This is a genomic window from Falsiroseomonas sp. (assembly GCF_041690465.1).
Lineage (GTDB): Bacteria > Pseudomonadota > Alphaproteobacteria > Acetobacterales > Acetobacteraceae > Falsiroseomonas.
Window position 1 is genome coordinate 33,659 of the sequence record NZ_JAWLHG010000041.1, and the last position, 10,923, is coordinate 44,581.

The window sequence follows — 10,923 nt, forward strand, 5'->3', positions numbered from 1 at the left end:
GCCTATGGTCCCGGCTGGGAAGCCGGCGCGCAAGGGGGGCCCCGAACCCGGCGCGGCAGTGCGGATATCGAGGCATCCGGGAGGATTTTCAAGCGATGGGCGAAACCCTTGAGGCGGCGGTCCGCTCGGCGCTGCGCACGGTACGCGATCCCGCCACCGGTCGCGACGTGGTCGAGGCGGGCATGGTCGAGGGCCTGACCGTGCGGGATGGCATGGTGCAATTCGCCATCCAGGTTCCGCGCGAGCGCGCCCGCGACTCCGAACCGCTGCGCGCGGCGGCCGAGAAGGCGGCGGCCTCGGTGCGCGGGGTGCTCTCCGCCACGGTGGTGCTGACGGCGCACCGTGCGGAGGCGCCAAAGGCCGCGCCGCCGCCACCGGGCGGCAAGGCGCAGGCCGGCCAGGGCCAGATGCTGCTGCCGGAGGTGGGCGCGATCGTCGCCATCGCGTCCGGCAAGGGGGGCGTCGGCAAATCGACCACCGCGGTGAACCTGGCGGTGGCGCTGGCCAGCCAGGGCCTGAAGGTCGGGCTGCTCGACGCCGACATCTACGGCCCCTCCCTGCCGCAGATGCTCGGCACGCGCGAACGCCCGCGCACCGAGGGGCAGAAGATCATCCCGCTGCAGCGCTGGGGGCTGAAGGCGATGTCCATCGGCTTCCTGGTGGAGGAGGAGACGCCGATGATCTGGCGCGGCCCGATGGTGATGGGCGCGCTGGAGCAGCTGATGGGCCAGGTCGAGTGGGGTGCGCTCGACATCATGATCGTGGACATGCCGCCGGGGACGGGCGACGCGCAGCTCACCATGAGCCAGCGCGTGCCGCTGGCCGGCGCGGTGATCGTCTCCACGCCGCAGGACGTGGCGCTGATCGACGCACGGCGCGGGGTGCGGATGTTCGAGCGGGTGGGCGTTCCGGTGCTCGGCATCATCGAGAACATGAGCTTCTACTGCTGCCCGAATTGCGGCCACCGCGCCGACCTGTTCGGCCATGGCGGGGGGAAGCGGGAGGCGGAGCGGCTGGGCGTCGAGTTCCTCGGCGAGCTGCCGCTGAAGCTGGCGATCCGCGAGCTGGCGGATGCCGGCACGCCGATCGTCGCCGCCAGGCCGGAGACCGAGGAGGCGCAGGCCTACCAGACGATCGCGAACCGCCTGCGGGAGAAGCTCGCCGAACGCGCCGGGGCGAAGGCCGGGCCGCGCATCGTCATCGAGTAGCGAGCAGCGCCTCGGTTTCCGCCGCCTCCGGCATTGCCGCCGCCGCACCCGGGCGGGTGCAGGCGATCGCCGCCGCCGCCGCCGCCCGGCGCATCGCGGCGGCGAGCGGCAGGCCGCGGTCCAGCGCCGCGACCAGCACGCCGCACCAGCAATCGCCGGCCCCGGTGGTGTCCACCGGCGTAACCGGGAAGGCGGGCACGGCAACCAGGCCCGCGGCGGTAGCCGCTTCCGCGCCAGCCTCGCCGCGCGTGACGGCGACATCCGTCCGCAGCGCTGCCCGCAGTCCGGCGGCGTCCGCCGCGCAGCCGAGCCGCGCGGCCAGCACGGCGGCCTCGTGCTCGTTGACGACCAGGAGATCGAGCGCGCGCAGCGTCTCGGCCGGCAGTTCGCCGGGCGGGGCGAGGTTCAGCACCACCCGTGCGCCGCGCGCCTTCGCCCGCGCGACCAGCGCGGCGATCTCGGCGGCGGGCACTTCCATCTGCAGCAGCAGCACCACGCCGGGATGCAGCGCTGCGTCCTCCACCTGCGCAGAGCGGGCGGCGAGGTTGGCCCCGGGTGCCACGGCGATCTGGTTGCGGCCCGCGTGATCCACGCAGATCGCGGCACAGCCGGTCGGCTGATCCACCACCACGAGGCGCGAGAGATCCACGCCCGCTTCGCGCAGCGCGCCGGTCGCGACCGCGGCGAAGCCGTCGCGGCCGACGCAGCCGGCGAAGGCGACCATGGCGCCGTCGCGCGCCGCCGCCACCGCCTGGTTGGCGCCCTTCCCGCCAGGAAAGCTGCGCACACCCTCGCCCAGCACCGTCTCACCCGGCAGCGGCAGGTTGGGAACCGCGAAGACCAGGTCGGCATTGGCGGAACCGAAGACGAGCACGGTCATGCGCGCGGCTCCGCGAACATCCCGCCCTGCCGCGCCCGCTCGTAGAGCGTCTCGATGAGCGCCTCGAAGACCGGTGCGACGGCGCAAGCGGGGTCCATGCGACCGCGGGTCTGTGCCTCCGTCACGCCGGCACCGCGCCAATGGCCGGTGCCGATCACGCCCTGAAGGAAGCCCTGGGCGCGGTCGCAGGCCATGGCGAAGCGGGCCGCCGCCGTCCGCCCTTCCTCGAACTCCTCCCATAGCGCTCGAAGCCGGGCGCCGAGATCGGGCGGCAGGCCGCCGAACACCACATCCGCCGCGGCGCGTTCGCGCTGGGCCTGGGTCAGCACATGCGCCTCGTCATAGGCGAAGGTGTCGCCGGCCTCGATCTCCACCAGGTCATGCGCGGCGATCATCGCCAGCACATGTCCGAGGTCGGGCGGCTCCGCCACCTCCCGGTGCAGCAGCAGCGCGACGAGGGCGACGTTCCAGCAATGCTCGGCCGAATTCTCGGCCCGCGCAGCGCCATCCGGCCCGACGGTGCGGCCGCGCCGCTCGACATGCTTGAGCCGGTCGGCGAGCGCCAGGAAATCGATCACCGCGGCGATGCGGCCGGCGTCCATCTCAGCGCGCCGTCCAGCGGCCGAGCAGGAAGCCGAGCAGCACGGCGCCGCCAAGCAGCGCCACCACCTCGCCGAACAGCGCATGGGCGACCGGCAGGCCGATGGTGGCGAGCACCACCAGCAGCGCCACCTTCCACCAGCGCACCAGGCCGATGCGCGCCTTGGCCGCCGCCTTGCCGCGCGGGCGCGCGGGCGCGCGCCTCGGCGTGCCCTCGCCGCGCCTGGCCGCGGCGGCGTTAGCCATCGGCGCGGCCGAGCGCGTCCATCAGCTCGCGCCATTCGCGCTTCGACAGGCCCGAGCCCTCCTGCGCCACCTGCTCTCCGGCGACCATCCGCCGGACGATGCCGAGCATCTGCGCCGAGAAGGTGACGGCGCCCAGCCGGTAGTCGCGGAAGGCGGCGGCGGCCATCGGTACCCAGGCCTCGGTCGCGGCCATCATCGCCTCGGCATAGACGCGGATCTCGTACTGCGCATGCGCATCTGCGCGCAGCGAGAGGAAATGGAACAGGTTGTGCAGGTCGGTCTTCCAGTACCACTGCGTATAGGCATTGAGCGTGAGGTTCATCCGCGCCAGCTCCCGCGCCAGGCCGGCGCGGGCGGGATCCAGCGGCGCACCCTGCTCGTCCTCGTTCAGCATCTCGAGGTAGTGGTCGTAGTTGCGCGTGGCGTCCTCGCGCAGCAGGTCCAGCACGCGGCTGGCCTCGGCACCTTCCAGTACCGTGCCGCGGCCCTGCCGGTTCACCGCCGATTGCGCGGCCAGGTGCTCGGGCGCGGGGATGTAGAACTCGCGATCCAGGATGGAGTAGCGCGCGCTGTATTCGTTCACGTTGGCGGTGCGATGGCGGATCCACTGGCGCGCGACGAAGATCGGCAGCTTCACGTGGAACTTGATCTCGCACATTTCGAAAGGGGTCGAGTGGCGGTGGCGCATGAGATAGCGGATCAGCCCGCGATCCTCGTTCGCCGCGCGGGTGCCGCGGCCGTAGGAGACGCGCGCGGCCTGCACGATTGCGGCATCGTCGCCCATGTAGTCCACCACCCGCACGAAGCCGTGGTCCAGCACGGGCAGCGCCTGGAACAACAGCGCTTCCAGCGCCGGCACGGTCGGGCGCCTGGTGCGGCCTTCCGCCGCGCGCGCCGCCTCGATCTCCTGTAGCTGTTCGGCCGTGAGCGCCATTGCCGCCGGTTCCTGTGGTCGGGCCTTCCTACGGCACCCCCCTCGATTCCGGAAGCGGCAGGCCCTATATGCGGTCGTGCCGGCTTGCCGGCTATGGCGATAAACACGACTCGACATAAGCGTTGCGGACCCGGGGGCAGTGCCCGGCGCCTCCACCAAATGCAAGCCGCCCCACCGGGGCGGCGGGCAATCAGCCACCCTTGTCGGGGCGGCCGGAGCGGGGGCGAAACAGGCTCGACGCGCGTGGTAAAGGGGTCGCTTTTGCCCGGCATGGTTCCGCCGTCATCGGGCCGAACAACAAGTGCGAACGACAACAGCCGCGAGGCTGTCGCACTCGCTGCCTAACACTAGGTAAGCGCGGCTCGGGGGGCGCCGGGCAACAGAAGCCCCCCACTTCGCCCTTCCGCCGCCATCCTGTGCGCCGGGCCGGTTTCGCGGCCGGCAAGGTGGCCGTGGACGGCCGCGTCACGATCGGGCGGCGCCCCTTTTCCAGGCGGTTGCCTCGCCCTATGGTTGGTGCGACAGGGAAGCCTTGATGAGCGACGACGCCAGCCCCGGCCCGAGCCTGATTCCATACGAACGCTGGACGGATGACGCCCTGCGCGAGGTGGTCGCGCGTGCGCTGGAACTCGCGGCCAGGAAGGGCCTGCCGGGCGAGCACCACTATTATCTGACCTTCCGCACCGACCACCCCGAGGCGAAGCTGCCCGGCCATCTCCGCGCCCGCTACCCGCAGGAGATGACCATCGTCCTGCAGCACCAGTTCGAGGCGCTGACGGTGGACCGGGCGCAGAACCTGTTCAGCGTGCGGCTCTATTTCGGCGGCGTGCCCAGCACGCTCGTCGTGCCCTTCGACGCACTGACCGGCTTCGCCGATCCGGCGGTGCGCTTCGGCCTGCGCTTCCAGCCCCTGATGGACGCAGCCGCCGAGCCTGCGCCGGCCCAGCCACCGGCCGCCGAACCACCCGCGGCGCCCGAAGCCCCGGCCCAGGTGGTCAGCCTCGACGCCTTCCGCCGCAAGCCCGCGCGGGACGGCTGAGCGGCCCCGCGCCGCCGGCGCGGATCACTCCCGCCGGGCCCCAGTGGCGCGGATAACCGGCTCCCACCTCTCCTTCTCCGCCCGCACGAAGGCCAGCATCTCCGGCTGCGGGATCGGCGGCAGCACCTCGAATCCAAGTTCCACCAGGCGCCGCTGCACGGCCGCATCGGCCAGGGTCGCCTGCGTCACCTCCACCATGCGCGCGAGCACCGGGGCCGGCACGCCGGCCACCGTGGCGATCGCGACCCAGGTGGTCATCACGTAGTCCGGGAAGCCGAGCTCCTTCATCGTCGGCACCTCCGGCAGGAAGGGCGAGCGCTCGGCGGAGGTGACGGCAAGCGGCCGGAAGGTGCCGGCGCGGATGCCGGGCAGCAGGGTCGAGATGTTGAAGTAGGCGAAATCCACCTCGCCGGTCTGCGCCGCCAGGATGCCCTGCGGTGCGCCGCGATAGGGCACGTGCAGCACGTCCAGCCGCGCCTGCTGCGCCAGCATCGCCGAGGAGATGTGGTGCGTGGTGCCGACGCCGCCCGAGGAATAGGTCAGCTTGCCCGGCTGCGCGCGCGCGGCCGCCAGCAGATCGGCCAGGGACTGGATCGGCGAGGCGCTGCGCACCACCAGCGCGTTCGAGATGCCGGCGACCCGGCCGATATAGGCGAAGTCCTTCAGCGGGTCGTAGGGAATGGAGGGGTAGAGCACCGGGTTGAAGGCCACGCTGGTCTGCCCGGTGATGGTGATGGTGTATCCATCCGGCGCCGCGCGGGCGACCTGGCCGAGCGCCAGGTTGCCGTTCGCCGCCGGTCGGTTCTCCACCGGCACGGGCTGGCCGAGCCGCTGCGACCATTGCTCCGCCATCAGCCGCGCCAGGATGTCCACCGAGGAGCCGGCGGCCAGCGGCGCGATCATCGCGATCGGCCGCGTCGGCCAGGCCTGGGCGCGGGCGCCGGCGGCGGGCAGCAGCAGGCCGGCGGCGAGCGCCGCCCGGCGGGTTAGCGCAGCAGGTATACGGGGCTGGTCCACAGCACGCTCCCATCCTCGAAGGTTGCACGGAGATAGAGGGCGTTGTCGCCCGGCCGCAGCGCGACCCGTCGGCTGATCCGCATGGAAGACGGCGCCGCATCGGGCAGCAGGAAGGCGCGCATCCCGCGGCCGAGGCCGCCGGCCTCCCAGCGCCGCTCGCCGGCGAGCAGGTCGCGCAGAGGCAGTTCGGCCTTCACCAGGCCGGTCTCGATGCGCAGCACGCCGTCGAGGTCGGAGAGCGGTGCCTCCATGGCCTGGAAGCCGCCGGTGGTGACGCCCTGGAAGCGCAGCGTGGTGGCATCCGCCTCGAAGCGATGGTCGAGGTTGAAGCGGTTGATCGGCCGCACCGCGCCCCATGTGGTGCCGCCGCCCACGCCGATCTCACCGATCCAGGAGGTCTCGCGCCCGCGGCCGCGATACTCGCTGCCTTCCCACACCACGCGCAGCCGCTTGCCCGGGGGGCCGTCGGGGCGGATCACGTCCAGCAATTCGCGGCCGTTGCGCAGCTCGATCCGCTCGATCGGCGAGCCGGCCATGATCTCGGCCTCGAACAGTGCGCCGTCATCGGTCACGCCGGCGAGGATGTCGCCCATTATCGCCTGCGCCGCGCTGCCATCCGCGGCGCCACCCAGCGCCGGGTCATCGATGTGCAGCGCCGCCGGATTGGCAAGGCGCACCGCGACATCGGCATGGATGCGCGCGGCATTGGTGGTGGCGTAGTGGTGACGCCGGCGCAGCGCCTCGAACACGCCTTCGCGCGAGAGCTCCTCCGCCAGCAGGCAGGTCAGGCCGCCATAGGAGCCGAATTGCGAGGCGCCGGGATGCGAGGCGCCCTGCCGGCCCTTGTGCCCGTCCGACCCCGCCGCGATGCCGACGCGCGCGCCGATGGCCAAGGCGTCGTCCAGCAGCCAGTCGAAGGTGCCCCAGTCGGAATGAACCTCCACCGCGCGCTCCAGGGCGCGGTCATGCGCGTAGTGGAGGTTGGCGTAGCGGCCGCCGACATGCGGGATGCAGAAGACCGGGCGACCCTCGGCGCGCAGCGCCGCGTGCAGGGCGCGGGCGTCCAGCGCATCCGTCGCCTCGTCCTCCAGCGCCTCGATCAGCGCGTGGCAGGAGCGGCGGATGGTGCGGCCCGCCTCGGGGAAGATCACGTTGCGGTCGCCGCCGAGCGCGGTGTTGCCGGACCATTCGTAACCCGGCAGGAAGACGAAGCGGCCGGGCCGGTCGAAGGCGTCGAAGGCCCGGTTGAAGTTGGCCCAGCCTTCCTGCGTGATCTGGAAGTCGTTGCCTTGATGGCAGATCGCGTCCACGCCGGCCAGGTCGCGCGCATAGCTGGCCAGCGCGTCGATCGTGCCGGTGCCGACCGTCTCGCCGGACTGCCCGTGCAGGTCCGCCCAGTAGGGGCGCAGCGGGGCGGGTGCGACGCGCATCGGGTTGGAGGGCGTGTCGTCCCATTGGACGGTCAGCACCTCGGCGGCCCCGGCGGTCAGGCCCTCGATGCGGAGGGCGCGCGCGCCCTCCGGCCAGGTGAAGCTCTCGGGCAGGCCGGCGACCGGGGCGCTGGCGCGCAGGCGATGGGTGCCGGCCGGCAGCACCGCCGGATTGCCCCAGCGGTCATCTGCACGGAGCAGCAGCGCGAAGGGCTCGCCCGGCGCGCGCCGCGTCGGCAGGATCGCGAGCGGCCGCACCGGCGGGCCGGGGACGATCGGGAAGTTCGGCTGCTCCGGCAGCAGCGCCCAGTTGCAGGTGGCGAAGACATCGGCCAGCACGAGGTAGTGGAAGCGCGCCTCGCAATAGGTCTGCATCCGCATCCCCGGCGAGCCGCCGCGCCGGTCGCCGAGGCGGATGGTGATGGTGTCGCCCGGCGAGAGGAAGCCGCGCGCGACCGTCACCGTAATGGTGCGGGACCACGGCCGCATGGCGAGCTTCGGGTTGTACTCCAGCACCAGCTTCGCGCCGTTGGAGGCCTCGGCCGTCACGTAGTTCGGCGCCTTGGGGTCGGTGAATTGCGGGCGGCCATTGTCGCTGACCTGCCGGGTGCAGATGCGCAGGCTGCCGGTGTCGTCCACGCCGAAGCGGCCGGCGGTGAAGACCAGGGTGTGGCTGGCAAAGCTGCCGGCTTCCACCGGGCCGTCCGGCGAGATGGTGACGCTGCCGACCTCGGCTGCCCGGTAGTCGGTGAAATGTGCAGTGTGCCCGGCATGGGCGTTGGGCAGGTCGAGGTGTCGCGGGCGGCGCATCACGCAGTCTCGCCATGTGCGACACGGCTTGGCAAGCCCGGCTGACGCGGCGGCCCGGCTGGGCTATGGCTGCGCGAAAGCAGATCTGGAAGGCCGGCATGCCGCTCGATCATTCCGCCCGCCCGCCGGGCTTCCTCTACAGCCCGATGTACCCGCTCGGTGCGGACCCGACGCCCTATCGCAAGCTGGACATCGCCGGCGTCTCCACCGCCACCTGCGACGGCCGCACGGTCCTGAAGGTGAAGCCGGAGGCGCTGGAGCAGCTGGCCTTCGCCGCCTGCAAGGACGTCTCCCACCTGCTGCGACCGGGCCATCTGCGGCAACTCGCCAACATCCTGAAGGACCCGGAGGCGTCGCCGAACGACCGCTTCGTTGCGCTCGACCTGCTGAAGAACGCCAACATCGCCGCCGGCGGCGTATTGCCGATGTGCCAGGACACCGGCACCGCCATCGTCTTCGGCAAGAAGGGCCAGCGCGTCTGGGTGGAAGGCGACGAGGAGGAGGCGCTGTCCTTCGGCGTCCACCGCACCTACACCGAGACCAATCTGCGCTATTCGCAGATGGCGCCGCTGACCATGTGGGAGGAGAAGAACACCGGCAACAACCTGCCGGTCGAGTTCTCCATCATGGCGAGCCCCGGCGACCATCACGCGGATGAGCTGCACCTGATGTTCGTGCTGAAGGGTGGCGGCAGTGCGAACAAGACCTTCCTGTTCCAGCAGACCCGCGCGGTTCTCTCGAAGGAGAAGCTGCTGAAGTTCCTGGACGAGAAGATCAGGACGCTCGGCACCAGCGCCTGCCCGCCCTACCACTTGGCGATCGTCATCGGCGGCACCAGTGCGGAGGCGAACCTCAAGACGGTGAAGCTGGCCTCCACCCGCTGGCTCGATGCGCTGCCCACCGAGGGCAGCATGGCCGGCCACGCCTTCCGCGACGTCGCCTTCGAGCAGGAGGTGCACAAGCTGACGCAGAACCTCGGGATCGGTGCGCAGTTCGGCGGAAAGTATTTCTGCCACGACGTGCGCGTGGTGCGGCTGCCGCGGCACGGCGCGTCCCTGCCCATCGGCATCGGCGTCAGCTGCTCGGCCGACCGCCAGATCAAGGCGAAGATCACGCCGGAGGGCGTGTTCCTGGAGGAGCTGGAGCACGACCCGGCGAAGTACCTGCCGGAAGCCACCGACGACATCCTCGGTGGCGAGGTCGTGAAGATCGACCTCACCCGGCCGATGAGCGAGATCCGCGCAATGCTGTCGAAGTATCCGGTGAAGACCCGCGTCTCGCTCACCGGCCCGATGGTGGTCGCGCGCGACATCGCCCATGCCAAGCTGCAGGAGCGGCTGGACGCCGGCCAGGGCCTGCCCGACTACATCAAGAACCACTCGGTCTATTACGCCGGCCCCGCCAAGACGCCGACCGGCATGGCCACCGGCAGCTTCGGCCCGACCACCGCGGGGCGCATGGACAGCTATGTCGAGGCGTTCCAGAAGGCAGGCGGCAGCTTCGTAATGCTGGCCAAGGGCAACCGCAGCAAGGCGGTGCTGAACGCCTGCAAGACCTATGGCGGGTTCTACCTCGGCAGCGTCGGCGGCCCGGCGGCGCGGCTGGCGCAGGACTGCATCCGCAAGGTGGAGGTGCTGGAATACCCCGAGCTCGGCATGGAAGCCGTCTGGCGCATCGAGGTGGAAGACTTCCCCGCCTTCATCGTGGTGGACGACAAGGGGAACGATTTCTACGAGGGGCTGGAGTGATGGATGACCTGATCGGTCTGAGGTCTCGCTGGACCGTCGCAGCCCCGCAGGCGCGAGCATCCAGATGACCCGCCGCCACATCTCCTCCGGCTCCGCCTTCGAGGAGGAGCTCGGCTATTCCCGCGCCGTCGTGGACGGCGACTTCATCTTCGTCTCCGGCACCACCGGTTACGACTATGCCAGCATGACCATCGCGCCGGACGTGGTGGCGCAATGCGAGCAGGCCTTCCGCAACATCGCCGCCGCGCTGCAGCAGGCCGGCGCAGGCATGGACGACGTGGTGCGCGCCACCTTCATCCTGCCCAACCGCGCGGACTGGCCGCCCTGCCGGCCGGTGGTGAAGAAATGGCTCGGCGGCGCGCGGCCGGCGGCGACCATGCTCGTCGCCGGGCTGCAATCGCCCGACATGCTCATCGAAGTCGAAGTCACCGCGCGGTTCCACCCGATCCGACAGGAAAGCTGATGCGCTTCGCCGTTGACCGCCTGGACCACCTGGTCATCACCTGCCGCGACGTGGAGGTCAGCGCCGGCTGGTACCAGCGCGTGCTCGGCATGGAGCGCCACGCCTTCGGCTCCAGCGAGCGCCGCACCGCGCTGCGCTTCGGCGGACAGAAGATCAACCTTCGCCCGCAGGGCGCAACGCAGGAGGCATGGTTCACCGGCGCCGCCGGCGGCGTGCCCGGCACCGCCGATCTCTGCTTCGTGGTCACGGTGCCGCCGGACGAGGTGGTGGCGCATCTCGACCATTGCGGCGTGACGGTGGAACTCGGGCCGGTGGCGAAGCAGGGCGCGCTGGGGCCGATCCGCTCGGTCTATTGCCGTGACCCGGACGGCAACCTGATCGAGATCGCCAGCTACGGCGAGGGCACGCTGGCGCCGTAGGCGGCGCGCGGGAGGGCAGCGCCCTCCCCGCCTACGCGTTCGCCGCCCGCAGCGCCCGGTCGAGGTCGGCGAACAGGTCGCCGGCGTCCTCGATGCCCGTCGAGAGCCGCAGCAGGTCCGGCGGGCAGG

The 10,923-nt window shown here is 71.5% G+C and carries 11 protein-coding genes and 1 other RNA gene; 6 read left to right on the forward strand and 6 right to left on the reverse strand.

What is annotated here, in order from left to right; all coding sequences use genetic code 11:
* Nucleotides 1-95: 95 nt before the first annotated feature.
* A complete protein-coding gene (locus ACESM1_RS25190; protein WP_372623984.1) occupies nt 96-1,208 on the forward strand; it encodes an Mrp/NBP35 family ATP-binding protein in 1,113 nt (370 codons plus the stop codon).
* Here the strand turns inward: ACESM1_RS25190 and ACESM1_RS25195 are convergent.
* From ACESM1_RS25195 to thyX, 4 genes are read right to left on the reverse strand one after another with little or no spacing between them, the layout of a single operon-like run.
* Entirely contained in the window at nt 1,198-2,088 is an 891-nt protein-coding gene (locus ACESM1_RS25195; RefSeq protein WP_372623985.1) for a ribokinase, read from the reverse strand. The genes ACESM1_RS25190 and ACESM1_RS25195 overlap by 11 nt on opposite strands.
* Nucleotides 2,085-2,690: an HD domain-containing protein gene (locus tag ACESM1_RS25200; protein WP_372623986.1), complete on the reverse strand. Its 606-nt coding sequence runs from the start codon at nt 2,688-2,690 to the stop codon at nt 2,085-2,087. The genes ACESM1_RS25195 and ACESM1_RS25200 overlap by 4 nt, the downstream gene beginning before the upstream one ends.
* A gap of 1 nt (nt 2,691) precedes the next feature.
* The gene (locus ACESM1_RS25205) at nt 2,692-2,934 is read right to left on the reverse strand and encodes a hypothetical protein (RefSeq protein WP_372623987.1); all 243 of its coding nucleotides are present in this window, start codon (nt 2,932-2,934) and stop codon (nt 2,692-2,694) included.
* The gene (thyX, locus tag ACESM1_RS25210; protein ID WP_372623988.1) at nt 2,927-3,868 is read right to left on the reverse strand and encodes an FAD-dependent thymidylate synthase; all 942 of its coding nucleotides are present in this window, start codon (nt 3,866-3,868) and stop codon (nt 2,927-2,929) included. The genes ACESM1_RS25205 and thyX overlap by 8 nt, the downstream gene beginning before the upstream one ends.
* A gap of 38 nt (nt 3,869-3,906) precedes the next feature.
* Here thyX and ssrA point away from each other — a divergent pair.
* Both ssrA and ACESM1_RS25220 read left to right on the forward strand, forming a co-directional pair.
* Nucleotides 3,907-4,263: a transfer-messenger RNA gene (gene ssrA, locus ACESM1_RS25215) on the forward strand.
* 140 nt (nt 4,264-4,403) lie between these two features.
* Nucleotides 4,404-4,907 (forward strand): SspB family protein, encoded by a 504-nt coding sequence (locus ACESM1_RS25220; protein WP_372623989.1) that lies wholly within the window; start codon nt 4,404-4,406, stop codon nt 4,905-4,907.
* Between the two features lie 24 nt (nt 4,908-4,931).
* On the opposite strand, the gene ACESM1_RS25225 is transcribed toward ACESM1_RS25220, so the two are convergent.
* Both ACESM1_RS25225 and ACESM1_RS25230 read right to left on the reverse strand, forming a co-directional pair.
* A complete protein-coding gene (locus tag ACESM1_RS25225) occupies nt 4,932-5,924 on the reverse strand; it encodes a Bug family tripartite tricarboxylate transporter substrate binding protein (RefSeq protein WP_372623990.1) in 993 nt (330 codons plus the stop codon).
* Nucleotides 5,894-8,164, reverse strand: a complete 2,271-nt coding sequence (locus ACESM1_RS25230; RefSeq protein ID WP_372623991.1) for a DUF3604 domain-containing protein — start codon at nt 8,162-8,164, stop codon at nt 5,894-5,896. The genes ACESM1_RS25225 and ACESM1_RS25230 overlap by 31 nt, the downstream gene beginning before the upstream one ends.
* A gap of 98 nt (nt 8,165-8,262) precedes the next feature.
* Here ACESM1_RS25230 and ACESM1_RS25235 point away from each other — a divergent pair, with 98 nt between their 5' ends.
* The 3 genes from ACESM1_RS25235 (at nt 8,263) to ACESM1_RS25245 (ending at nt 10,794) form a co-directional block, all read left to right on the forward strand.
* Nucleotides 8,263-9,912 carry a fumarate hydratase gene (locus ACESM1_RS25235; protein ID WP_372623992.1) on the forward strand — a complete coding sequence of 550 codons (1,650 nt, stop codon included), beginning with the start codon at nt 8,263-8,265 and terminating at the stop codon, nt 9,910-9,912.
* 64 nt (nt 9,913-9,976) lie between these two features.
* Nucleotides 9,977-10,375 carry a RidA family protein gene (locus ACESM1_RS25240; RefSeq protein WP_372623993.1) on the forward strand — a complete coding sequence of 133 codons (399 nt, stop codon included), beginning with the start codon at nt 9,977-9,979 and terminating at the stop codon, nt 10,373-10,375.
* On the forward strand, nt 10,375-10,794 hold the full coding sequence (locus ACESM1_RS25245) for a VOC family protein (RefSeq protein WP_372623994.1): 420 nt from the start codon (nt 10,375-10,377) through the stop codon (nt 10,792-10,794). The genes ACESM1_RS25240 and ACESM1_RS25245 overlap by 1 nt, the downstream gene beginning before the upstream one ends.
* Nucleotides 10,795-10,923: the final 129 nt, after the last annotated feature.

Coding starts and splice junctions, on each gene's coding strand:
- thyX (WP_372623988.1), bottom strand. CDS start 3,868: ATGGCGCTCACGGCCGAACAGCTACAGGAGATCGAGGCGGCGCGCGCG.
- ACESM1_RS25230 (WP_372623991.1), bottom strand. CDS start 8,164: ATGCGCCGCCCGCGACACCTCGACCTGCCCAACGCCCATGCCGGGCAC.
- ACESM1_RS25190 (WP_372623984.1), top strand. CDS start 96: ATGGGCGAAACCCTTGAGGCGGCGGTCCGCTCGGCGCTGCGCACGGTA.
- ACESM1_RS25205 (WP_372623987.1), bottom strand. CDS start 2,934: ATGGCTAACGCCGCCGCGGCCAGGCGCGGCGAGGGCACGCCGAGGCGC.
- ACESM1_RS25195 (WP_372623985.1), bottom strand. CDS start 2,088: ATGACCGTGCTCGTCTTCGGTTCCGCCAATGCCGACCTGGTCTTCGCG.
- ACESM1_RS25235 (WP_372623992.1), top strand. CDS start 8,263: ATGCCGCTCGATCATTCCGCCCGCCCGCCGGGCTTCCTCTACAGCCCG.
- ACESM1_RS25240 (WP_372623993.1), top strand. CDS start 9,977: ATGACCCGCCGCCACATCTCCTCCGGCTCCGCCTTCGAGGAGGAGCTC.
- ACESM1_RS25200 (WP_372623986.1), bottom strand. CDS start 2,690: ATGGACGCCGGCCGCATCGCCGCGGTGATCGATTTCCTGGCGCTCGCC.
- ACESM1_RS25220 (WP_372623989.1), top strand. CDS start 4,404: ATGAGCGACGACGCCAGCCCCGGCCCGAGCCTGATTCCATACGAACGC.
- ACESM1_RS25245 (WP_372623994.1), top strand. CDS start 10,375: ATGCGCTTCGCCGTTGACCGCCTGGACCACCTGGTCATCACCTGCCGC.